Raw genomic sequence first — 23,024 nt, 5'->3', positions numbered from 1 at the left:
CACTGTCCTCACCTCACTGCCCTCACCTCACTGTCCTCGCCGCACCGCACCGCGCATCGCCTCACCGCACCGCCATCGCCATCCGCGTCCCCACCAGCGCCCGCGGCGAGCTGTCCGGCACCCTGCGCACCGGATGCACCGTGTTCGCCAGCAGCACCACGAACGTGTCCGTCGCCGGGTCCAGTACCAGCGAGGTTCCCGTGAACCCCGTGTGGCCCGCCGCGCCCTCGCCCGCCAGCTCACCCATGAACCACGGCTGGTCCACCGCGAAGCCCAGCCCCGGCGGGGTCAGCAGGAGTTCCACGAAGTCCGGGCCGAGGATGCGCGCGGTGCCGTACGAGCCGCCCGCCAGCAGCGTCCGGCAGAACACGGCCAGGTCCCGGCCGGTCGAGAACAGGCCCGCGTGACCGGCCACCCCGCCCAGCGCCCACGCGTTCTCGTCGTGCACCACGCCCCGCAGCATCCCCCGGTCCGCCTTGGCCCACGGCCGCCGCTGGTCCTCGGTCGCCGCCGCGCCGGGGCAGGGGCCGAAGTCGGTCGAGGTCATTCCCAGCGGGCGGGTGATCCCCTCGTGCACGAGGACGTCGAGCGTGCGGCCGGTCAGACGCTCCAGGAGCTGCTGGAGCAGCAGCATGTTCAGGTCGGAGTACACGTACGTGCCCGGTTCGCCGACCGGCGCCTCCGCGCGCAGCAGCTCCAGCCGCTCCGTGTCGTCCGCGCAGTCGTACAGCGGCAGCTCGGGGCGCAGCCCGGAGGTGTGGGTGAGGAGCCGGCGGACGGTGATGTCGTGGGCGGCGGCCGCGTGGAAGTCGGGCAGGTAGGCGCCGATCCGCGCGTCGATGCCGAGGGTGCCGCGCTCGATCTGCTGCACCGCCGCGACCGACGTGAACAGCTTGGTGAGGGAGGCCAGGTCGAAGGGCGTGTCGACGGTCATCGGGACCCGCGCCCCGGGCGGGAGCTCCACGCCCGTGTCGGTCGCCGGGTCGTACGCCGAGTACCGCACCGCCCAGCCCGCCGCCTCCTCGACGGCGATCACCGGGCCGCGCCCGGCGACCACGACGGCGCCCGCCGCCCAGGGCCGGTCGCCGGTGGTGAGGTCCACGACGTCGCGGACCAGGAGCCGCGTCTCCTCGGGGTCGAGCCCGGCCCGTTCCGGTGTGTCGACGCGCAGTTTCGGTGCGCTCAGCTCTCTGCTCCTTCCGCCCCTGTGTTCGTCCAGGGACGGCACATAACCACGAAGCAGGCCAGCGCCACCAGCGCGGCAGCCAACTGGACGACGGCCATCGGGACGGCGGTGTGCTCCCCGGCGATCCCGACGAGCGGCGAGGCGACCGCGCCGATGAGGAAGGAGGACGTACCAAGGAGCGCGGAGGCGGAACCGGCGGAGTGCCGCACGCGCATCAGGGCGAGGGTCTGGGCGTTGGGCAGCGTCACGCCCATCGCGGACATCAGCACGAACAGCGCGGCGGCCACCGGCACCAGCCCGACCTCGCCGAACACGCCCGTCGTCATCAGCAGCAGCGCGGTGGCGGCCAGCGCGACCACCGTCAGCCCCACGGCCAGCACCCGGTCCAGCCGGACCCGGCCCACCAGCACCTTGCCGTTGATCTGCCCGACGACCACGAGGCCGACCGAGTTCACGGCGAACAGCAGACCGAACGTCTGCGTCGAGGCGCCGTAGATCTCCTGGACCACGAACGGGGACGCGGAGATGTACGCGAACAGCGCGGCGAAGGCGAAGCCGCCCGTGAGCATGTAGCCGGTGAAGGGCAGGTCGGACAGGAGCCGGCGCATCGAGCGCAGGGCCTCGCCGACCCCGCCCGCGTGCCGGTCGGCGGTGTCCAGGGTCTCCGGGAGCCTCGTCCACACCACCCCGGCCAGCAGCAGCCCCACCACCGTGAGGAGCACGAACACGCCCCGCCAGTCCGTCGCCCGCAGGATCTGCGCGCCGATCAGCGGGGCCACCACCGGGGCGACCCCGGAGATCAGCATCAGGGTGGAGAAGAAGCGGGCCATCGCCACGCCGTCGTACAGATCACGTACGACGGCCCGCGCGATCACGATCCCGGCCGCGCCCGCGAGCCCCTGGAGCAGCCGGAACGCGATCAGCAGCTCGACGTTCGGCGCCAGGGCGCACAGGGCGGTGGCCACCACGTAGACGGCGAGTCCGGAGAGCAGCGGGCGCCTGCGCCCCCACCGGTCGCTCATCGGGCCGACCACCAGCTGTCCCAGCGCCATCCCGGCCAGGCACGCGGTGAGCGTGAGCTGCACGGTCGCCGCGGGCGCGTGCAGGGAGCGGGTGACCTCCGGCAGGGCCGGGAGGTACATGTCCATCGACAGCGGGGGAGTGGCGGTCAGACCGCCCAGGACGAGGGTGACGAGCAGTCCGGCCCGGCGCCGCTCGCGCAGCGGCGGCACCTTGGCCTTGCCGGTGCTCTTGTCGGTGCTCTTCTCGGTGCTCTTGCGTGTGCTCCTGTGTGTGACGGCCGCTCGCGACACCTCGGGTATCGCCCCACCCTCCGGCATACGGCCGCCCCTCCCTCTCCGACATCTCCGCCACCTATGCTCTCAGCTCGAACAGACTGCTGGGACGGCACAAGGGGCGGGCAGGGTATGACGACGGACACGGTGCGGTGGGGGATCCTGGCGACCGGCGGGATAGCGGGCGCGTTCACGGCGGACCTGATCGACCTGCCCGACGCGGAGGTCGTCGCGGTCGCCTCGCGCACCGAGGCCTCGGCCAAGGTGTTCGCCGAACGGTTCGGCATACCCCGCGCCTACGGCGACTGGTCCCTGCTCGCGGACGACGAGGACATCGATGTCGTCTACGTGGCCACCCCGCACGCCGCCCACCGCACCGCCGCGGGCCTCTGCCTGGAGGCCGGGCGCAACGTGCTGTGCGAGAAGGCGTTCACGCTGAACGTGCGCGAGGCCGAGGAACTCGTCGCGCTGGCCCGCGGCAACGGGCGCTTCCTGATGGAAGCCATGTGGATGTACTGCAACCCGGTCATCCGCCGGCTCAAGGCCCTCGTCGACGACGGCGCGATCGGCGAGGTCCGCACCGTGCAGGCCGACTTCGGCCTCGAAGGCCCCTTCCCGCCCTCGCACCGGCTGCGCGACCCCGCCCAGGGCGGCGGCGCCCTCCTCGACCTCGGCGTCTACCCGGTCTCCTTCGCCCAGCTCCTGCTCGGCGAACCCAGCCGCATCGCCGCCCAGGCCGTCCTGTCCGCCGAGGGCGTCGACCTGCAGACGGCGCTGGCCCTGTCCTGGGACTCCGGTGCGCTCGCCGCCCTGCACTGCTCCCTCACCGGCGGCACGGGCACCACCGCCTCCGTCACCGGCTCCAGCGGTCGCATCGACATCCCGTCCGGCTTCTTCCACCCCGACCGCCTCGTCCTGCACCGCGCCGGCCGCGACCCCGAGGAGTTCGCCGCCGACCCGGCCGACGGGCCTCGTACGACGTTCCGGCACGAGGCCCGCGAGGTCATGCGCGCGCTGCGGGCCGGCGAGACCGAGTCCCCGCTCGTACCGCTCGACGGCAGCCTCGCCGTCATGCGGACGCTGGACACGGTCCGGGAGCGGATAGGCGTGCGCTACCCCGGAGAGGACGCGTAACAGCGCGGGCAGCAGCACGCGCGACAGCGCGGGCAACCGCTTGCGCAACGTCCCGCCCGCGGTTTCCTGAGACGTGCCGTCTCACGTCCTCGGGGCCGTCGACGGTACCGTCGATCCATGGTCACCCAGTCCGGAAAGCCGGCCCCCGACACCTCCCGCCGCAGCGAGCGGTCCCGGCGCGCGATCTACGACGCCGCGATCGCCCTCGTCGTGGAGGTCGGCTACCCGAAGACCACGATCGAGGGCATCGCCGCCCGCGCCGGCGTCGGCAAGCAGACCATCTACCGGTGGTGGGGGTCGAAGGCCGACGTCCTGCTGGAGGCGTTCCTGGACCTGGGCGAACAGTCGGCGCGGGAAGCCGGGGGAACGGAGCACGAGCCGTACGTCATCCCCGACACCGGCGACCTCGCCGCCGACATCAAGGCGGTGCTGCGGGCCACCGTCGACCAGCTGACGGACCCCAGGTTCGAGGCGCCCTCCCGGGCCCTGGCCGCCGAGGGCGTCATCAACGAGCAGGTCGGACGGGAGTTCACCGCCAGGCTGATGGAGCCGTCCATCCAGCTGTACGTCGACCGGCTGCGCTTGGCGCAGGAGGCCGGGCAGGTCCGCGCCGACCTCGACCCGCGCATCGCCCTGGAGTTCTTCATCTCCCCGCTCGCCCAGCGCTGGCTGCAGTACACCGGCCCGATCACCTACGAGTACACCGACACCCTCGTCGACTACGCCCTCCACGGGCTCGCGCCACGATGACCCCGTGAGGCACATCGGTAGCTCTGGTCCCACCCGTCCCACCCGTCCCACCTCGTCCCACCTGCCCCGATTCAGGCCGCCGGACCCCCGATGCGCAGGATGGTGGGGCCATGAGGCATGCTGTCCGCACCAGCGAGGCGAGGGGACAGATGAGCGCGGAGTTCGACGACCGGACCGGTTTGTGGCGCAAACTCTCTCGTCGGCTACGCGGAAACGGCCCGGCCGAGGCCGCCGACGAAGGCGGCCGTGAGGCCCTGCTGCTGGCCGCCGCCGAAGCGGGACTCCCCCTCGCGCCCGCCGCCCACCCGGCCCCCGGTTACGGGTGCTCCTGCGACCGGGTCGGCTGTCCGACCCCCGCCCGGCACCCGGTGTCCTTCGCCTGGCAGACGCAGTCCACCACCGACCGCGCCCAGATCGAGCGTTGGGCCCGCCACCAGCCGCAGGCCAACTTCATCACCGCCACCGGCATGAAGCACGACGTCCTCGACGTGCCCCTGGAGGCGGGACAGCAGGCCCTGGAACGGCTGCTCGGCTCCGGCACAGAGGTCGGCCCGGTCGCCGAGAGCGACGACGGCCGGATGCTCTTCTTCACCCTCACCCGCGGCACCCCCGAGGACGAGGACGAGTGGTGGCCCTGCGAACTGGACTGCCGTCCCGAGACGATGGACGAGCACCCCGGCCTGCGCTGGCACTGCCGGGGCTCCTACGTCCTCGTACCCCCCGCCCGCCTCCCGGGCGACGACGGCCGGTCGGTGCACTGGCTACGCGGCCCCGAGCACCCCCTCCCCGACCCGCTGACCCTCCTGGAAGCCCTCACGGACGCGTGCGCACGGCACGTCGGCCAGGACCAGGATCATCAGGCAGGGGTTTGGCCCCGACACCGCTGAGGGCAATCCCCCAAGGGGCCGCGGGGCTGTGCCTGACATGTGGCTCCGCCGCGTGGGCGCGACCAGCCACAGCGTGCCCGCGGATTCAAGACGGCCTACTCACCCTTGGCTCCGGTCAGCCCCTCCAGACGGCTGAGCACAGACACCTTCCCCTTCGCCGGATCCACAGCGATCCCGCTGGCGACGAACTCCATCGTCAGCGACTGCTTCACCTCCCCGGTCGTCAACGCCTGCACGTTCTTGTTCGCGGTGGGCACCGCAGCACCCGCCGCGGCCGTCTGCTTCATGTAGTGGTGCGTGGTGAAGAACACCAGCGCCCCGCCGTCCGCCGTCCGCACCGCCAGCGGCGCGTAGTCGCCCTCGGTCAGCTGCTCGTCGATGTACTGCGTGACCAGCCCCGGCTTGATGGCGTTCTTCGCGCGCGCGTCGCGCAGCGCGTCGGTGAACGCGCCGTCCGCGAAGGAGCCCTTGCCGCTCTGCAGATACGCCGTGTAGTCCTTGCTCAGGTCCGCGGGCGCGAGCGCCAGTTCGGCGGTGTCCGCCGGTACGGCCTCGGCGACACCGTCCGCGTCCTTCTCGAACTCCGGCACCGAGCCCGGCGCCACCAGCGTCAGATACGTCGCCTGCCAGGGCTCCGACATCTCGCCCCGGGTGAACACCATCAGCCAGCGCGAGTCGCCGCCCTTGTTGCCCTTCGCGTCGGCGACGAACCAGCGCGGCCAGCCCGCCTTCTCGACGATCGTGTACTTCACGTCCGACAACACCAGCGGTGTGTGCTGAGGGTTGCCGTCCGGGCTGTTGACGTGCCCCGCCTTCAGCCGTGCCGCGTCGATGATCCCGAGGGCGCCGGTGGTGTACTCGGCGTCCAGGGAACTGTCGTACGCCTTGTCCGCCTTGTTGTACGCGGCCGTGAACTGCTCGATCGCCTTCGCGGCCTCCGCCTTCGTGGCCGCCGGGAGCACCTCGCGCTCCCCGTGCACCACCACGCAGCCGCTCGCCGTGAGCGAGACGGCGGTGAGCGAGGCCGCTATGAGTGCGTACCGGTCACGCCTGCGGAGCCTTCGAGGCCCTCGAACCCCGGTCGTCAGGCTGCGTTCCCTGGTCATCAGGTGACTTCACCTTCCCCTTCCCGGAGGCGAACCCTACCGGGGCGAGGAACAGCGCGAGCGTCGGGACCAGGTACAGCAGCCACACCGTGACCTGGAGGACCGTCGGATCGGGCTGGAAGTTGAACACGCCCTTCAGCAGCGTGCCGTACCAGCTGTCCGGCGGGATCGTGTCGCTGATGTCGAACGCCTTGTCCGTCAACCCCGGGATCCAGTCAGCCTCCTGGAGGTCGTGGAGGCCGTACGCCAGCACTCCCGCGGCCACGACGACGAGCATGCCACCCGTCCAGGTGAAGAACTTCGCGAGGTTGATCCTGAGCGCCCCGCGGTAGAACAGCCAGCCCAGCAGGACGGCCGTCGCCAGGCCCAGCGCCACACCGATCAGCGGGCGCGGGGTGCCGTCGCCGGCCGCGTGCACCGACGCCCACACGAACAGGGCCGTCTCCAGGCCCTCCCGGCCGACCGCGAGGAACGCGGTGGCTACCAGCGCGCCCGTGCCCATCGCGAGGGCCGCGTCCAGCTTGCCGTGCAGCTCCGCCTTCAGGTGCCGGGCGGTGCGCCGCATCCAGAACACCATCCAGGTCACCAGCCCGACGGCGAGGATCGACAGCGACCCGCCGAGCGCCTCCTGCGCCTGGAACGTCAGTTCCTGCGAACCGAATTCGAGGACGCTGCCGAAAGCCATGGCGATCGCGACCGCGATGGCGATACCGGTCCACACCGGCTTCAGCGCGTCCCGGCGGTCGGTCTTCACCAGGTAGGCGATGAGGATGCAGACCACCAGTGAGGCTTCCAGCCCCTCGCGCAGTCCGATCAGGTAGTTGGAGAACACGGGCTACGCCTCCTTGGAGAACAGCGTCCGGCCCCACCAGTCGTCCTTGTCGCGGACGCCCGGCGGGACGGCGAAGACCGCCGAACCCACGTGCTGGATGTACTCGTTGAGCGCGTCGGTCGCGAGGTTGCGCTGGACGCGGATGAACCCCTCGCGCACGTCACGCTGGTAGGCGAGGAAGAACAGCCCGGCCTCCAGACGCCCCAGACCGTCGGTGCCGTCGGTGAAGGAGTAGCCGCGGCGCAGGATCGTCGTGCCGTGGTTGGAGTCCGGGTGCGCGAGCCGTACGTGCGCGTCCGGCTTCATGGCCTTCAGGAACGGCTCGTCGCGCTCCTTCGCCTTGCCCACCGGAGCGCCCTCGCCCTTGTCCCGGCCGAAGATGTCCTCCTGCTCCTGGAGCGAGGTGCGGTCCCAGGTCTCGATGTGCATGCGGATACGCCTGGCGACGAGGTACGAGCCGCCCACCATCCACTGCGGGCCGTCCTTCTCACCGACCCACACGAACTTCTTCAGCCGGTCCGTCTCGGTGCCCGCGATGTTGCGGGTGCCGTCCTTGAAGCCCATCAGGTTGCGCGGGGTCTGCGCGTCGGGCGTCGTGGAGGACGTCTTGCCGAAGCCGAGCTGCGACCAGCGGATGACGACCTTGCCCATGCCGATCCGGGCCAGGTTGCGGATCGCGTGCACGGCGACCTGCGGGTCGTCCGCACAGGCCTGGACGCACAGGTCGCCGTTGCTGCGGGCCGCGTCGAGCGCGTCCCCGGCGAACTGGGGCAGGTCGACGAGGGCGTCGGGACGGTCGGCCGCGAGGCCGAACTTCTTGAACAGCGACGGCCCGAAGCCCACCGTCAGGGTCAGCCGGGACGGCTTGAGCCCCAGGGCCTCGCCGGTGTCGTCCGGGGGCGCTTCGGCGAGACCGCCGTACGCCCCCTCCCCGACAGCCTTCCCGGCCGTCATCCGGCGGGCGGCCTCGGTCCAGTCCTTCAGCAGCTGGACGAACTCGGCGCGGTCCGTGGTCGTCACGTCGAACGCGGCGAAGTGCAGCCGGTCCTGCACGGGCGTGGCGATGCCCGCCTGGTACGTGCCGTGGAAGTCGACGGCGGCGCCCGTGTCGGCGGCCGCGGGGTCGACGTCGTTGCCTGTGCGGGTCATCGCGACCGCGCCACCGGCCGTGGCGGCGCCGAGCGCGAGCCCGGCCCCGCCCCAGCCGATCAGCGACCGGCGGGACGGACTGCTGTTCTGGGTCTCTGACATATCCGTGGTCCCCCGGTTACTTCGCGACGGCGGCGGCGAGCTTGGACAGCGGCTCGGCGAGCGCGTTGACCGCGTCCGACAGCTTCTTGCGGTCGGCGGCGCCGACCTTGTCGTACGAGGTGAACTCGTACGACGACGTGTTCGGGCGGTACGTGTCCAGCAGCGCGTTCAGCGCGGCGAACTGCTTGTCCAGCTCGGTGACCAGGGCCGCGTCGTTCTCCTTGGCGACCGCCTTCAGCAGCTCGTACGACTGCTGCGCGCCCTCGACGTTGGCCTTGAAGTCGACCAGGTCGGTGTGCGAGTAGGTCTCCTCCTCGCCGGTGATCTTGCCGGTGGCGACCTCGTCGAGGAGCTCCTTGGCGCCGTTGGCCATGGAGGTCGGGGTGATGTCGGCCTTGCCGACCCGCTTCTGCCAGTCCGTCAGGTCGGTGACGAGCTGGTCGGCGAGGGTCTTGTCCTCGGCGGTGATCTTCTTGTCCTGCCAGAGGGACTTCTCCAGGCGGTGCCAGCCGGTCCACTTCTGGCCGGCCTCCAGGCCGTCCGCGCGGGTGTCGACCAGAGGGTCGATGTCCCCGAAGGACTCGGCGACCGGCTCGGTGCGCTCCCAGCCGATGCGGGAGGGGGCGTAGGCCTTCTTCGCGGCCTCGATGTTCCCGGCCTTGATCGCCGCCACGAAGGCCGCGACCTTGGGCAGCGTCTCGTCGGCCTGGGTCTGCGAGTAGGAGCGGTAGGCGGCCACGGCCTTGTCCAGGCGGGGATCACGCTTGGCGGCGGAGCCGCCGGTGACCTTGAGGTCCTGGCGGATGCCGTCGCCCTTCATACCGGGCTTGCATGCGATCTCGTAGGCGCCGGCCTTGACCTCGGCGGTGACCCGCTGCTTGGTGCCGGGGCCGATGTTCTCGCGCTCGCTGACGACCCGGTCGTCCGGGAAGAGGATGTAGACCTCGGTGACCTTGGAACCCTTGTTCTCGATGGCGAGCTCGAGGTGCCCGGCCGAGATCTCCTTCTTGGAGGTCTCGCACTTGGAGTCCGTGGCCGTCACGCTGATGACACGGTCGCCGTCTTTGGCGTCGCTCTTCGAGGTGCACCCGGTGACGGCGGTCAGTGCGGTCACGGCGGTGACGGCGGTGACGACGGACAGTCTGGCGGCTCGCATTCGGGCTCCCAGCGATGGCTGAATATTCGCGTGACGCGACTCACAGGATTGGTGAGCCTCGCCTAACTTATCCAAGGCTTACCTGCGTAATACCCGTCCGTGCCGTGATTCACCTCTCATGGACGCCGTAAGAGCACGAGCCGATCACGGCGGCTCAAAATGGACCCCAAGAGAAGGTCAAAGGAGATTCAAAGATTCCGCTTCGGGGTCACCAGTACAGTCCCGGTCCGCGGAGGTGAACGCACCTCGACGGCGTGCTCATGCGCATCGCCCAGCAGCCGCTCGTTGGACACCTCGCCCGGCGGGCCGGCGGCGGCGACCCGCCCGGCGCGCAGGATCGCGACCCGGTGCGCGTAGGCGGAGGCGTGCCCCGGATCGTGCAACACGACGGCCGTGACGTCCCCTTCGCGCGCCCGCGCCCGGCAGAGCCGCATCACGAGCTCCTGGTGCCTGAGGTCCGGAGCGGCGGTCGGCTCGTCGAGCCGAAGCAACGGCGCCTGCCGCGCGAGCACCCGCGCCGACGCGGCCCGGGCCCGCTCGCCTCCGCTCGAAGCGGCGAACGGCCGTCCGGCGAAGCCGGTCACCTCGGATGGCGGCCATCGCCTCGGCGACGACGGGGTCGTCTCGGCGGGGAGGAGGCGTGCGGTGCCCGCCCCGTCCGCACGACCTCCTCCACGCGGGACGGAAAGGACAGTGCGGCGACTTGGGGGAGTGCGGCCCGCCGCAACGCCGGCTCCGGCGCACTCCACTCGGTGGCGTCCCGCCCGTGAATCCGGACGCCCCCGCGCACGGCGGGAGGATCCCCGGCGGCGTGATTTTCCTGGTCCCTGCCGAGCGGTGCTTCAATTCCCCGGTGACTGATTACGACGTGCTCCGCGTCTTCTGTGCGCCGAACGGCGGCTACGGCAACGAACTGGGCGTGGTCCGCGAAGGCTCGGTGCTGCCGGACCGCGAGGACCGACAGGACCTCGCGGCCAAACTCGGCTTCAGCGAGACGGTGTTCGTCGACGACCCCGAGCGCGGGATCATCGACATCTACACGCCCACCACGCGCCTGCCCTTCGCGGGCTACCCGTGCGTGGGCGTCGCCTGGCTGCTCGACGTGCCCGAGCTCGTCACGCCGGCCGGTGTCGTCGGGACCCGCCTGGACGGGGAGTTCACCTGGATCGAGGCGCGCGCCGAGTGGGCCCCGCCGCGCACGTTCCGTCAGTACGCCACCGCCGCCGAGGTCGACGACCTGCCCGTGCCGCCCAAGGGGGAGTGGGTCTACGCCTGGGCCTGGGAGGACGAGCCCGCGGGCCGCGTCCGCGCCCGCGGCTTCCCCGGCCGCGACGACGGCATCGACGAGGACGAGGCGACGGGCGCGGCGGCGCTCCTGCTCACCGAGCGCCTCGGCCGCGCCCTGAACATCACCCAGGGCGCGGGCTCCCAGATCCTGACGGCCCCGCAGCCCCACGGCTGGGTGGAGATCGGCGGACGGGTGTTCCTGGAGCGCTGAACCCTGCGGCCGGTCGCGGGCGTCCGTGGTCTTTCGGGCGGCCGTACGGGTGGTCTGGTGGGTGCGGGCGGGGACGAACGGGGGTGAACGGGGATCTCTGGGCCTGACCACTGAGTCCCGTGAGAGGAACGCCATGCGTATCCGTTCAGTTCTGGCCGCGACCGTCCTGGGTGTCGCCCTCGCCGCCGCCGGCGCGACGACCGCCACCGCCGACGCGGGTCCCCGTCACCACCACTACTTCGGTGGGGACGAGGGCGTCTGCAGCCCGTACGTCGGCGGTATCGACACGGCCTCGGCCGACATCTTCTGGGCCGGGAAGCACTGCGACCGTTTCTGACCCGCCACCGGGCCCCTCGCCGCAAAGCGAAGGGGCCCGTCCCGTCTGCCGTGCGGCCTGTCCGCCCGTGTGTCCCGTCTGCCGTGCGGCCTGTCCGCCCGTGTGTCCCGTCTGCCGTGCGGCCCGTCCGGCCCTGCGGCCGTTCGGCCGGCTCACGCTGAGAGGGGGAACTCCTCGCCCAGGGCCCGGAAGACCGCCGTGTTCAGCGCGAAGGCCCGCTTGCACTCGCTTACGATCCGCTGCTTCTCCAGGTCGTCCGCGCGCATCCCGTCCAGCAGCTTTCGGTAGCCCCGCTTGAACGCCGCCGGGTTGCCGATCCCCTCGAAGACGTAGAACCGGACGCCGTCGCCCTTGCGCTCGAAGCCCCAGGTGCGCTCCGCCTTGTCGCGGATGATCTGCCCGCCGGAGAGGTCGCCCAGGTAGCGCGTGTAGTGGTGGGCGACGTACCCGGCCGGCCACCGCTCGGCGCACTCCCGCACCCGCGCCGCGTACGCCGCGGTCGCCGGCAGGGCCGACAGTCCCGTCCGCCACCCGGCGCCCCGCAGATGCGTCAGGTCCCGCGCCAGCGAGGCGAGCCGGAACAGCTCCGGCCGGATGAAGGGCCCGGCCACCGGGTCCGACGCCAGCCGCTCGGCCTCCGCCTCCAGCGCCTCGTACACGAACCACAGCTGCTCGGTGTAGCGCGCGTACGCGTCGACGCCGAGCCTGCCGCCGAGCAGGTTGCTCATGAACGTCGAGGTCTCCGCCTCCACGTGCTGCTCGTGGGACGCGGTACGGATGACTGCCGAGAAGGAGTCCATGGTCTCGATTTTCTATGGTTAGGCTTACCTAAGTCAACGTCTTGCCGACCTTCTGTCGGTATCTTTTCCGACAGCCTGTCGGAAAAACCTCCCAGGTACGAACCTACCCGCCCGACGAAAAGCCCGCCCTCCGAGGAGAGCGGGCTCAGGACAGAAGGGGTCGGTCACGGCGGGACGGCTACGGCAGGGTGAGGATCTCCGCCCCCGTCTCCGTCACCACCAGCGTGTGCTCGAACTGGGCCGTCCGCCTGCGGTCCTTGGTCACCACGGTCCAGCCGTCTTCCCACATGTCGTACTCGTGGGTGCCGAGCGTCAGCATCGGCTCGATCGTGAAGGTCATCCCGGGCTGGATCACGGTCGTCGCGTGCGGGCTGTCGTAGTGCGGGATGATCAGCCCGGAGTGGAACGACGAGTTGATCCCGTGCCCCGTGAAGTCCCGCACCACCCCGTATCCGAACCGCTTCGCGTACGACTCGATGACCCGCCCGATGATGTTGATCTGCCGGCCGGGCCGGACCGCCTTGATCGCCCGCTCCAGGGACTCCCGGGTCCGCTCCACCAGCAGCCGCGACTCCTCGTCGACGTCCCCCACCAGGTACGTGGCGTTGTTGTCGCCGTGCACCCCGCCGATGTACGCCGTCACGTCCAGGTTGACGATGTCGCCGTCGCGCAGCACCGTCGAGTCCGGGATGCCGTGGCAGATGACCTCGTTGACACTCGTGCACAGGGACTTGGGGAAGCCGCGGTAGCCCAGGGTGGACGGGTAGGCGCCGTGGTCGCACATGTACTCGTGCGCGACCTTGTCGAGCTCGTCGGTGGTGACCCCCGGCGAGATCAGCTTCGCGGCCTCCGCCATCGCCTGCGCGGCGATCCGCCCGGCCCGGCGCATCGCCTCGATCGTCTCGGGCGTCTGCACCTCCGGGCCGGTGTAGGGCGTCGGCGCGGGCTTGCCGACGTACTCGGGGCGGCGGATGTTTCCGGGCACGGAACGGGTGGGGGACAGCACCCCTGGGACGAGCAGCGACTGGCCAGACATGCCAGTGAGTCTAACGAGCGGCCATGGGGGAACATGTCGTTGGCGAGAGGAGCCGTCATGCCCCTGTTCAAGAAGCGGACCGTCGGCAAACCGGGTGAGTGGTACTACTGCCTGGAGCACAAGAAGGTCGAGGAGGGGCCGGAGTGCCCGGGCAAGGACCGCTTCGGCCCCTACGCCACCCGCGCGGAGGCCGAGCACGCGATGGAGAGCGCCCGTGAGCGCAACCTCCAGTGGGAGAACGACCCCAGGTGGCACGACGCCCCGACGGGCGGTGCCACGGACGACGACTGATCACGCGTCCACGGCCGGCGCGGCCGCTGTCCGCTGTCGACGCAGCCGCGCCGCGTGCACGTTCGTGCGGACGTCGTACGTCATCAGCCCCGGCAGGCACAGCGCGAGCAGTCCCACCGCGCCGACGCACAGCACCCCGCCCGACCAGACGGACGTCCGCACCCCCAGCCAGGCCGCGAAGCCGCCGCTGCGCACCTGGCCGACCGTCGGCCCCACCGAGTAGGACAGCAACTCGATCCCGGCGAGCCGCCCGCGCAGCTCGTCCGGGATCGTCTGGTTCCACATCACCCCGCGGAAGATCCCGCTGACCATGTCGAAGCCGCCGGCCAGGGTCAGGAACAGCAGCACCAGCCATACGTTGCCCACGAGCCCCGCGCCCGCGACGGCCAGGCCCCACAGCGCGGCCGACAGCACCACCATCCGTCCGTGCCGGTGCACCCGCGAGGTCCAGCCGCTGGTGAGGCTCACGAGCATCGCCCCCGCCGGAACCGACGCGTACTCCCCCATAGCCTTAAGGGCATGGGGGGACCCCCATGGCCCAGCGACCACTCGGCGTCCAGCTCGTCCGCGAGGAACGGCAGCACGGCGAGCGGCATGGCGAGAAACATCGCGGCGAGGTCGACGGCGTAGGTGCCGAGGAGCTCCTTGCGGCCCCACGCGTACCGGGCGCCCTCGGCGATGGCCTTGAGCGAGGGCTTCGCGGCCTCGTGCGCGGCGGGCGAGGCGGCGATCCGCACGACGAGGGCCACGGAGACGACGAAGGTGAGGAGATCGGCCCCGTAGGCCCAGCCGAGACCCGCGTACGCGACGACGAGGCCGGCGAGGGCCGGTCCGGCGACCCCGCCCACGGTCCACCGCAGGGAGTTCAGCGAGGCCGCCGCCGGCAGGTGCTCGTGGGCGACGATCCGCGGCCACAGCGAGTCCAGCGCGGGCCGTTGGACGGAGACCAGGGCGGAGGAGAGCGCGGCGACGAGATGCAGCGGCCACACGGCGGGACCCGGCAGCGGCGCGTTGACCAGCAGCACCGCGCTGAGCAGCCCCTGCCCGGCCTCCGTCCACACGATCAGCTTGCGCTTGTCCCACGCGTCCGCGAGCGCCCCGCCGTACAGCCCGAACACCACGAGCGGCAGCAGCTCCACGGCCCCGATCGCCCCGACGGCCGCGGCCGACCCCGTCAGCTCCTTCAACTGCACCGGCAGCGCGACGAAGGTGAGGAAGCTCCCGAAGTTGGACACGGTCCCCGACACCCAGAGCCGCCGGAAGTCCCGCGAGGCCCGCCAGGGGGCGAGGTCGGGAAGAAGCGCGCGAAAACCGGAGGGAGGGGGAGCGGAGGCGGCAAAGGCGTCGTCGGTCACGAGGGGCCGTGGTCGGCGGCCACCGAAGAGAGCGGCAACTGCTTTTCGACCCCACCGAGGCAACCAGCCACCCGGCGCTGTCGGCGCGCAGGTGGGTGGCTGGGAAGGTCACCAAGGGGGAGGGGGCGGGGCCGTCAGACGCTCGGCGAGGTGAGAGAGCCGGTCACCGAAACGTCGGCGCGTCCTTGCCGGCGGCAACGTCTCGCCGGCGGCCGCGCTCACCAGGTGCTGCACGGTGTCGAGGTCCAGCTCGGAGCCGTCCGGTACGGGCAGCGTCTCGTGGGCCAGGGCCGTCAGGTCCCCCTCGCCGGGGCCGAGGGCGAGGACGGTGACGCCGGCCCGGCGGGCGTCCGACACGCGTTGCAGCAGCGGTGCGTCCCCCGACGGCGATGCCACCAGCAGCGTCTCGCCCCGCCGGGCCGCCTCGATCCGGCCCAGGCCCACCGCGAGGTGCGCGGGGTCGGAAGGGCGCGCGTGATGCCGTACGAGCGTGGGCGCCAGTTCCGGCGTACCGGACCACGCCGCCTCGTCCACCAGATGCGCCGCGAGATGCCAGGGTTCGTAGGCCGCCGTCCCCACCAGCAGCAGCCCGCCCCCGTGCGACACCACCGACCCCCGCAGCACCGCGCCGAACCTCCGGGCGGCCCCCAGCCACTCGGTCCCGGCGAGCACCTCACGCAGCAGCGCGACCCGTACGGCGTCCATGCGGCCGCATCCTGCCCCAATCGGCCACCGGGGACTGACGGTTCGCCGTTCATTCACCCGGCGCGGCGAAAGGGCGCCCACCATGCCCACGTAAAGTCGGCCCATGACCTCTACCGACAGTGCACACACCGCCGCCGCGGGCGCCCCGGCGAAGGCCCCCGCCAAGGACCCGTGGGACCTCCCCGACGTCTCCGGACTGGTCGTCGGCGTGCTCGGCGGGACCGGCCCGCAGGGCAAGGGCCTCGCCTACCGGCTCGCCAGGGCCGGCCAGAAGGTGATCATCGGCTCGCGTGCCGCCGACCGAGCCCAGGCGGCCGCCGAGGAGCTCGGGCACGGCGTCGAGGGCGCCGACAACGCCGAGGCCGCGCGCCGCAGCGACATCGTGATCGTCGCCGTACCGTGGGACGGCCACGGCAAGACCCTCGAGTCGCTGCGCGAGGAGCTGGCCGGAAAGCTCGTCGTCGACTGCGTCAACCCGCTCGGCTTCGACAAGAAGGGCGCCTACGCGCTGAAGCCGGAGGAGGGCAGCGCCGCCGAGCAGGCCGCCGCCCTGCTGCCGGACTCCCGGGTCGCCGCCGCCTTCCACCACCTCTCGGCGGTCCTCCTCCAGGACCCGGAGATCGACGAGATCGACACCGACGTGATGGTGCTGGGCGAGGAGCGGGCCGACGTCGAGATCGTGCAGGCGCTGGCCGGCCGCATCCCCGGGATGCGCGGCGTCTTCGCCGGGCGGCTGCGCAACGCCCACCAGGTGGAGTCCCTGGTCGCCAACCTGATCTCGGTCAACCGCCGCTACAAGGCCCACGCGGGGCTGCGCGTCACGGACGTGTGAGCGCATGGGGGACACTGGTCGGAGCAGCCCAGCAGTGTCCCCCCGACAGGAGAACCGGACCCATGCCCCGCCTCGCCCTCTACACCCTCGTCGTCTGCGTCCTCGCCGTGGTCGCGGCGGTCGTCTCCTTCGCCCAGGGGAGCCTCCTGGGCGTCGTGTGGGTGCTGCTCGCGGGCCTGTCGTCCAACATGACCTGGTACTACGTGAAGCGGGAAAAGCTCCGCAAGGCCGCGGGGGCCGACGTCACCGGCTGACCGAGCAGACCTCGTTCGTGCCCTCCCAGAAGCGGTACAGCGCCTGACCGCAGTACGTCTCGAAGTCGCCGATGCCGAGACCGCGCAGCACCGCGTCGACCATGTCGAAGAAGACGCCGTTGACCGACGGCACCCACAGCAGCGCGAACACGAACAGCAGACCGAACGGCGCGAACGGCTCCACCTGCCGCTTGACGCCGTACGACAGCCAGGGCTCGATGACCCCGTAGCCGTCCAGACCCGGCACCGGCAGGAAGTTGAGGATCGCGGCCGTCACCTGGAGCATCGCGAGGAACGCGAGCGCGTACCGGAACTCGCCCGGCACGCCGTCCAGCGCGTCCAGCCAGAACGGCGCCGTGCACACCACCGCGAACAGCACGTTCGTCAGCGGACCGGCCGCCGAGATCAGACTGTGCCGCCAGCGGCCCCGGATCCGCCCGCGCTCGATGAAGACCGCACCACCGGGCAGACCGATCCCGCCCATGATCACGAACAGCACCGGCAGCACGATGCTGAGCAGGGCGTGCGTGTACTTCAGGGGGTTGAGCGTGAGATATCCCTTCGCCCCGACCGAGATGTCACCGCTGTGCAGGGCGGTACGCGCGTGTGCGTACTCGTGCAGGCACAGGGACACGATCCAGGCCGCCGTCACGAACAGGAACACCGCCACGCCCGGCTGCTCGGCGAACCCCGTCCAGGTCGCCCAGCCGGTGACTGCCGTCACGGCCAGGATCCCGACGAAGACGGGACTGATCCGCCGCTCGCTGTGGCGGCTGGTGGCGGTGGTCATGGTGCCCCCTGAGTTCGTACGCACGTGTGGAACTGCCCGACCGTACCCGGCGCGGACGTGCTGGGAAAACGTGTCGCGGCCGGCCGGCGGTTCCCAGGAGGGCGGCCCGACCGCTCACGCCACACCGCCCGAACCCGTGACCGCCCCCGATCCCACCGGAGAGAATGGACCCCGTGCGCTATCGCATCCTCGGCACCACCCAGGCACTTCGTCCGGACGGTACCCCCGTCGTCGTCGGCGGGGCGCGGCTGCGTGCCCTGCTCACCGTGCTGGCGCTGCGGGCCGGGCGGAGCGTTCCCGCGGGGCTGCTGACGGAGGAGGTATGGGCCGGGGACCCGCCCGCCGACGCGCCGGGCGCGTTGCAGGCGCTGGTCGGGCGGCTGCGCCGGACCCTCGGGGCGGGCGCGATCGACTCCGCCGAGGGCGGCTACCGGCTGGCGGCCGGCCCCGACGACGTCGACCTGCACCGTTTCGAACGGCTGACCGCCGACGGCGCCCGCGCCCTCACCGACGGCGACCCCGCCAAGGCGGCCGTCCTTCTCGACGACGCCCTCGCCCTGTGGCACGGCCCGGCCCTCGCCGACCTGCCCGACCGCGCCGCCGAGGCGGCCCGCTGGGAGTCCCGCCGCCTCGACGCGGTGCGCGCCCGGCACACCGCCGCGATAGCCCTCGGTCACGCCGAGCGGTCGCTGCCCGAACTCACCGCCCTGTGCGACGCCCACCCGCTGGACGAGCCTCTCCAGGCCCTGCGCCTGCGCGCGATGCGCGAAGCGGGCCGTACCGCCCAGGCACTGGCCGCGTACGACGACGTCCGCCGACTGCTGGCAGACCGCCTCGGTGCCGATCCCGGCCCCGAACTGCGCGGCCTGCACGCGGAGTTGCTCAACCCGGGAGACCTGTGGGGCCCGGACGGCCTGGGGGGCCCGAGGGAGCCGTCCCCTTTGGTGGGGTCCGGAACCCCCGGCGCGCCGGGCCCGCTCCCCGGCAATCTCCGCGCCCGCCTCACCTCCTTCGTCGGCCGGGAGGACGACATCGCGGCCATCCGGAGGGATCTCGCGAACGCGCGGCTCGTCACGTTGCTCGGGCCCGGCGGGGCCGGCAAGACGCGGCTGTCGCAGGAGGCCGCCGAGGCCGTCCGGGACGCGGCAGGCGACGGCGTCTGGCTGGCCGAGCTCGCGCCCGTCGCCGACCCCGACGCCGTGCCGCAGGCCGTCCTCACCGCCGTGGGGGCCCGCGAGACCGTGCTGTACGGCGCCGGCGCCGAGGAGCTGCGGGCCGTCTCCGAGCGTCACGACGACCCCGTGGAGCGTCTCGTCGAGCACTGCGCCCGACGGCGCATGCTGATCGTCCTCGACAACTGCGAGCACGTGGTCGAGGCCGCCGCCCGGCTCGTCGAGGAGCTGCTGGCGCGCTGCCCGGAGGTGACGGTGCTGGCCACCAGCCGTGAGCCTCTCGGCGTGCCCGGGGAGGTGCTGCGCCCGCTGGACCCGCTGCCGGAGCCGGTCGCACTGCGGCTGCTCGCCGACCGGGGCGCGGCGGCCCGCCCCGGATTCCGCACCGACGCCGACGACGAGACCGCGGCGGCCTGCGCCGAGATCTGCCGTCGCCTCGACGGTCTGCCCCTCGCCATCGAGCTCGCCGCCGCCCGGCTGCGGATGTTGACGCCCCGTCAGATCGCCGACCGGCTCGACGACCGCTTCCGGCTCCTCACCTCCGGAAGCCGTACCGTCCTGCCCCGCCAGCAGACCCTGCGGGCCGTCGTCGACTGGTCCTGGGACCTGCTCGACGAGGACGAACGCGACGTGCTGGCCCGGCTGTCGGTCTTCGCCCGCGACTGCGACCTCGCCGCCGTCGAGGCGGTGTGCGGCCCCGCCACGCGCGACCCGCTCGACTCCCTCGCGTCCCTCGTCGACAAGTCGCTCGTCGTCGTCGCCGCCCCCGCCCCCGGCGGCGACATGCGCTACCGGCTCCTGGAGACCGTCGCCGAGTACGCGGCCGAGCGGCTGGAGGAGTCGGGCCGGCGGGCCGCCGCCGAGCGCGCGCATCTGACGTACTACCGCGAACTCGCCCGCACCACCGAGCCGTTGCTGCGCGGCCTCGATCAGCGCGCCGCCGTCGACCGCTTCCAACTGGAGTACGACAACCTGCGCACCGCGCTGCGCCGCGCCGTCGCCGCACGGGACGAGCAGGAGGCGCTCAGTCTGACCCTGTCCCTCGCCTGGTACTGGCAGATGCGCGACCTGCGTATCGAGGCCCGCATCTGGTGCAGCGAGGTCATGGCCCTCGGCCCCGACCCCTTCGCCGAACCCCTGCTCCGGGCCGCCCCGGTGTGGACGTCCTGCACCGACACCCCGCCGCCCATGACCGGCGAGATCCTCACGGAGGCCCGGCGCGGTGTCCACCTGGCTCACCTCGCCTGCATGGACACCGAGTTGGAGGCCTGGCGGACCCCGGCCGCGCAAGCCAGGCTGCGCCTGATCGCCGACGCCTACGAGCCCGGCCTCCCGCAGACCTGCCGGGTGCCCGGCGTGCTCTGGTTCTTCGCCGTGCTGATGACCGGAGACATGGAACGCATCCAGGCCATGCTCGACGGCGGCGTCGACACCTGCAGCCGCACGCCCGGCTACGAGTGGGAGCTCGCCTTCTGTCTGCAGATGCGCGCCAACATCCTCGCCAACCGCTCCGACTCGGCCGAGAACGCCTTCCGTGACGCCGACGAGGCGCTGGAGATCTTCCGGCGCCTGGGCGACGCCTGGGGCACCGCCGAGGCACTCTCCGCGCGCGCCGAGGCCCACGAGCGGCTGGGCGCCTACCGCAGGGCCGCCGCCGACTACGAGGACGCCATGAAACACGCCGAACGGCTCGGCGCCCGAGCCCAGTTGGCGGTCCTCGGCGCCCGGCTGGGCAGCGTGCTGCTGGAGGCGGGGGACGAGGAGCGGGGCGAGCGGTTGCTGCGCGAGGTGATCGACGGCCCCGAGCACGTCGGCAACGAGGCCATCCCCGCGGCCCGTCTCTTCCTCGCCGGCTGGCTCGGCGTCACCGGTCGCCGCACCGAGGCCCGCGAGCAACTCCGGGTGCTGCGCGAGGGGTTCGACTTCGGGCCCTTCGCCGTCTTCGACGCCTTCCTGCTGGGCGCGGAGGCCTGGCTGAACGCGGTCGACGGCCGGTACGCGCAGGCCCTGACCGACATCCGCGGTGCCCTCGCGCGGGCCACGGACCCGCTGTCCGTGGCCATCGCCCCGCAGATGCGCTCCGTCTACCTGTCCGTCGCCGCGACCGCTCTCAGCAGCGTGGACGGCGGCAGCCGCGCCGCTGCCGCCGCCCGCTGTCTGGGCGCCGGCGACGCCCTGCTGCCGCCGGCCCACGTACCCCCGCGCTGGGAACGCGAGGCGCGCGAGCTGGCCATGGCCCGGACCCGTGCCGTGCTCGGAGACCCGGACTTCGAGGCCGCGTACGCCGAGGGCGGCGGCCTCTCCTACGAGGAGGCCACCGCCCTGGTGTGACCGGCGGTCGGCCGGTCGTTGTGCCCTTCGGTTCTTCGGTTCGTCAGTTCTTGGTGCGGAACTTGTGGATCGCGATCGGTGCCATCACCGCCGTGAGACCCGCCGACCAGGCCAGCGTCACCCACAGCCCGTGCGCGACCGGGCCGCCCACCATCAGTCCGCGCGCCGCGTCCGCGAGCGAGGACAGCGGGTTGTAGTCGGTGAAGTTCTGCAGCCAGCCCGGCATGGACCGGGTCGGCGCGAAGATGGACGAGCCGAACTGGAGCGGCATCAGCACCAGGAAGCCCATCGCCTGCACGGACTGCGCGCTCTTCATGACCACGCCGAGCGTGAGGAACACCCACATCAGCGCCGAGCCGAACACCGTCGCCAGTCCCACCGCGCCGAACAACCCGGGCCAGTTGGTGATGTCGAAGCCCACGAGCACGGCGACGACCAGTTGGACGGTGGCCGCGAGCAGCATCCGCATCAGCTCGACCGCGATCTTGGCGAACAGCACCGAACCGCGCCCGATCGGCAGGGACCGGAACCGGTCCATGACCCCGGTGTTGAAGTCCTGGTTGAAGCCGGTGCCCACGCCCTGGGCCATGTTCATCCCCATCATGGCCAGCAGCCCGGGCACGACGTACTGGATGTACTCGTCCTGCCCGCCGCCCATGGACTGCCCGATGGAGCCGCCGAAGACGTACACGAACAGCAGCGTGAAGATCACCGGGAACAGGATGGCGTCGAACATCGACTCCGGGTCCTGCCGGATCCACAGCAGGTTGCGGCGGATCAATGCGCCGGTGTGCCGGAGATGGCTGCGCAGCGGGATGCGCGCGTCGGCGTCCGTGCCGCGGTCGATGGTGGTGACGGCGGCGCTCATACGGCGACCTCCTCGCGGGCGTCGGCGGGCACGGTGTCCTGCGGGGCACTGGCACGGTGGCCGGTGAGGGACAGGAACACCTCGTCCAGGCTGGGCAGTTCGGTGGTGAGGGAGGTGAGTGTGATGCCGCGCGCGCTGACCGCGCCGATCACGGCGGTGAGCTGCTCGTCGCTGAGCACCGGCACCTGCACCGAGCCGCGCTCCGCGTCCACGACGGTGGTGGCGAGCCCGGTGATGCCGAGCTCGTCGAGCCAGCTTGCCAACGGCCGCAGCTCCAGCGGGTCGGCGGGCCGTATCCGCAGCGTCCGGCCGCCGACTCGGGCCTTCAGCTCCTCGATGCCGCCGCCCGCGATGACCTTGCCCCGGTCGACGACGGTCAGCTCGGAGGCGAGCTGCTCGGCCTCCTCCATGTACTGGGTGGTCAGCAGCACGGTGACCCCGTCCCCGACCATCGCCTTGACCTCGTCCCACACCTCGTTGCGGGTGCGCGGGTCGAGGCCGGTGGTCGGCTCGTCGAGGAACAGCACCTGCGGCCGGCCGATCATCGACGCGGCGAGGTCGAGCCGCCGCCGCATGCCGCCGGAGTACGTCCCGGCGGGCCGCCTGGCCGCGTCCGTCAGCGAGAACCGCTCCAGCAGCTCGTCGGCACGGGCCCGCGCCTCCTTGCGGGACAGGTCGAGCAGCCGCCCGATCATGTAGAGGTTCTCCCAGCCGGGGAGCTTCTCGTCCACGGAGGCGTACTGCCCGGTGAGCCCGATCACCCGGCGCAGCTGCCGGGGCTGGCGTACGACGTCGTAGCCGACGACGGTGGCGCGCCCGCTGTCGGGAGCGAGCAGGGTGGACAGGATCCGTACGAGGGTGGTCTTCCCGGCGCCGTTCGGCCCGAGCACCCCCATGACGGTTCCCTCGCGTACATCAAGGTCGACGCCGTCCAGTGCCTTGGTCTCGCCGTAGTGCTTGACCAACCCCCGAACGGTCACAGCGCTTTCCGCGCCACTGGGGTTCTTGTCGATTCGCGTCATGCCAGGAACGGTGCCAGCCCCCACCGACAAACCACCGACAAACCACCGACAGACGACCGACAGCACCGGTCGGGGGGCAGGGCCCCGAGCACAGGACCGCCCGCCGACGGGGGAAGATCGGCGGGCGGTCGGTGGT

The 23,024-nt window shown here is 72.0% G+C and carries 21 protein-coding genes and 2 pseudogenes; 9 read left to right on the top strand and 14 right to left on the bottom strand.

All coding sequences use genetic code 11. The annotated features are described in order from the left end of the window. Positions 1–61: 61 nt before the first annotated feature. Complete coding sequence (locus OG289_RS15660; RefSeq protein WP_327314632.1) at positions 62–1,228, bottom strand: serine hydrolase domain-containing protein; 1,167 nt, start codon at positions 1,226–1,228, stop codon at positions 62–64. Continuing rightward, positions 1,183–2,526, bottom strand: coding sequence for a multidrug effflux MFS transporter (locus OG289_RS15655; protein WP_327314631.1), 1,344 nt, complete (start codon positions 2,524–2,526; stop codon positions 1,183–1,185). Before OG289_RS15655 ends, OG289_RS15660 begins: the two co-directional genes overlap by 46 nt. Positions 2,527–2,613: 87 nt before the next feature. Here OG289_RS15655 and OG289_RS15650 point away from each other — a divergent pair, with 87 nt between their 5' ends. The 3 genes from OG289_RS15650 (at position 2,614) to OG289_RS15640 (ending at position 5,252) form a co-directional block, all read left to right on the top strand. Next, a complete protein-coding gene (locus tag OG289_RS15650) occupies positions 2,614–3,615 on the top strand; it encodes a Gfo/Idh/MocA family protein (RefSeq protein WP_327314630.1) in 1,002 nt (333 codons plus the stop codon). A 117-nt stretch (positions 3,616–3,732) separates the two neighbouring features. After that, positions 3,733–4,365: a TetR/AcrR family transcriptional regulator gene (locus tag OG289_RS15645; protein WP_327314629.1), complete on the top strand. Its 633-nt coding sequence runs from the start codon at positions 3,733–3,735 to the stop codon at positions 4,363–4,365. 149 nt (positions 4,366–4,514) lie between these two features. Continuing rightward, on the top strand, positions 4,515–5,252 hold the full coding sequence (locus OG289_RS15640) for a bifunctional DNA primase/polymerase (RefSeq protein ID WP_327320685.1): 738 nt from the start codon (positions 4,515–4,517) through the stop codon (positions 5,250–5,252). A 95-nt stretch (positions 5,253–5,347) separates the two neighbouring features. Here the strand turns inward: OG289_RS15640 and OG289_RS15635 are convergent, their stop codons facing one another. The 5 genes and pseudogenes from OG289_RS15635 to OG289_RS15615 form a co-directional block, all read right to left on the bottom strand. After that, the gene (locus OG289_RS15635) at positions 5,348–6,358 is read right to left on the bottom strand and encodes a hypothetical protein (RefSeq protein WP_327314628.1); all 1,011 of its coding nucleotides are present in this window, start codon (positions 6,356–6,358) and stop codon (positions 5,348–5,350) included. Further along, complete coding sequence (gene efeU, locus OG289_RS15630) at positions 6,297–7,190, bottom strand: iron uptake transporter permease EfeU (protein ID WP_327314627.1); 894 nt, start codon at positions 7,188–7,190, stop codon at positions 6,297–6,299. Before efeU ends, OG289_RS15635 begins: the two co-directional genes overlap by 62 nt. Before the next feature lie 3 nt (positions 7,191–7,193). After that, positions 7,194–8,441 (bottom strand): iron uptake transporter deferrochelatase/peroxidase subunit, encoded by a 1,248-nt coding sequence (gene efeB / locus OG289_RS15625; protein ID WP_327314626.1) that lies wholly within the window; start codon positions 8,439–8,441, stop codon positions 7,194–7,196. A gap of 16 nt (positions 8,442–8,457) precedes the next feature. Continuing rightward, positions 8,458–9,597, bottom strand: a complete 1,140-nt coding sequence (gene efeO, locus OG289_RS15620) for an iron uptake system protein EfeO (RefSeq protein WP_327314625.1) — start codon at positions 9,595–9,597, stop codon at positions 8,458–8,460. Between the two features lie 188 nt (positions 9,598–9,785). Beyond that, positions 9,786–10,405: pseudogene (locus OG289_RS15615) on the bottom strand (ATP-binding cassette domain-containing protein); the annotation flags it as partial. 45 nt (positions 10,406–10,450) lie between these two features. On the opposite strand from OG289_RS15615, the gene OG289_RS15610 reads away from it, so the two are divergent. Together OG289_RS15610 and OG289_RS15605 are read left to right on the top strand one after the other, a co-directional pair. Further along, complete coding sequence (locus OG289_RS15610; RefSeq protein WP_327314624.1) at positions 10,451–11,095, top strand: PhzF family phenazine biosynthesis protein; 645 nt, start codon at positions 10,451–10,453, stop codon at positions 11,093–11,095. Between the two features lie 133 nt (positions 11,096–11,228). Continuing rightward, entirely contained in the window at positions 11,229–11,432 is a 204-nt protein-coding gene (locus OG289_RS15605; protein ID WP_327314623.1) for a hypothetical protein, read from the top strand. Between the two features lie 152 nt (positions 11,433–11,584). Here the strand turns inward: OG289_RS15605 and OG289_RS15600 are convergent, their stop codons facing one another. Then, positions 11,585–12,232 (bottom strand): biliverdin-producing heme oxygenase, encoded by a 648-nt coding sequence (locus OG289_RS15600; protein WP_327314622.1) that lies wholly within the window; start codon positions 12,230–12,232, stop codon positions 11,585–11,587. Between the two features lie 178 nt (positions 12,233–12,410). Then, on the bottom strand, positions 12,411–13,268 hold the full coding sequence (gene map, locus OG289_RS15595) for a type I methionyl aminopeptidase (RefSeq protein ID WP_327314621.1): 858 nt from the start codon (positions 13,266–13,268) through the stop codon (positions 12,411–12,413). A gap of 57 nt (positions 13,269–13,325) precedes the next feature. Here map and OG289_RS15590 point away from each other — a divergent pair, with 57 nt between their 5' ends. Continuing rightward, positions 13,326–13,559 (top strand): hypothetical protein, encoded by a 234-nt coding sequence (locus OG289_RS15590; RefSeq protein WP_327314620.1) that lies wholly within the window; start codon positions 13,326–13,328, stop codon positions 13,557–13,559. Here the strand turns inward: OG289_RS15590 and OG289_RS15585 are convergent. Then, positions 13,560–14,914: pseudogene (locus OG289_RS15585) on the bottom strand (MFS transporter). Between the two features lie 108 nt (positions 14,915–15,022). Beyond that, positions 15,023–15,619, bottom strand: coding sequence for a hypothetical protein (locus OG289_RS15580; protein ID WP_327314619.1), 597 nt, complete (start codon positions 15,617–15,619; stop codon positions 15,023–15,025). 103 nt (positions 15,620–15,722) lie between these two features. Here OG289_RS15580 and npdG point away from each other — a divergent pair, with 103 nt between their 5' ends. Together npdG and OG289_RS15570 are read left to right on the top strand one after the other, a co-directional pair. Continuing rightward, complete coding sequence (gene npdG, locus OG289_RS15575) at positions 15,723–16,451, top strand: NADPH-dependent F420 reductase (RefSeq protein ID WP_327314618.1); 729 nt, start codon at positions 15,723–15,725, stop codon at positions 16,449–16,451. Between the two features lie 62 nt (positions 16,452–16,513). After that, positions 16,514–16,705, top strand: a complete 192-nt coding sequence (locus OG289_RS15570) for a hypothetical protein (RefSeq protein WP_327314617.1) — start codon at positions 16,514–16,516, stop codon at positions 16,703–16,705. Here the strand turns inward: OG289_RS15570 and OG289_RS15565 are convergent. Then, positions 16,695–17,495, bottom strand: a complete 801-nt coding sequence (locus OG289_RS15565; RefSeq protein WP_327314616.1) for a site-2 protease family protein — start codon at positions 17,493–17,495, stop codon at positions 16,695–16,697. The two genes, OG289_RS15570 and OG289_RS15565, sit on opposite strands and share 11 nt — an antisense overlap. 164 nt (positions 17,496–17,659) lie before the next feature. Between OG289_RS15565 and OG289_RS15560 the strand changes: the two genes are divergently transcribed. Further along, positions 17,660–20,998: an AfsR/SARP family transcriptional regulator gene (locus tag OG289_RS15560; RefSeq protein WP_327314615.1), complete on the top strand. Its 3,339-nt coding sequence runs from the start codon at positions 17,660–17,662 to the stop codon at positions 20,996–20,998. A 43-nt stretch (positions 20,999–21,041) separates the two neighbouring features. Here the strand turns inward: OG289_RS15560 and OG289_RS15555 are convergent, their stop codons facing one another. Continuing rightward, positions 21,042–21,866 carry an ABC transporter permease gene (locus OG289_RS15555; protein WP_327314614.1) on the bottom strand — a complete coding sequence of 275 codons (825 nt, stop codon included), beginning with the start codon at positions 21,864–21,866 and terminating at the stop codon, positions 21,042–21,044. Beyond that, a complete protein-coding gene (locus OG289_RS15550) occupies positions 21,863–22,888 on the bottom strand; it encodes an ATP-binding cassette domain-containing protein (protein ID WP_327314613.1) in 1,026 nt (341 codons plus the stop codon). Before OG289_RS15550 ends, OG289_RS15555 begins: the two co-directional genes overlap by 4 nt. Between the last annotated feature and the right edge of the window lie 136 nt (positions 22,889–23,024).

This window comes from Streptomyces sp. NBC_01235 (assembly GCF_035989285.1).
Taxonomy (GTDB): domain Bacteria; phylum Actinomycetota; class Actinomycetes; order Streptomycetales; family Streptomycetaceae; genus Streptomyces.
The sequence above is the reverse complement of the archived record's forward strand: the minus strand, read 5'-3'. Positions and strand labels throughout refer to the sequence as shown.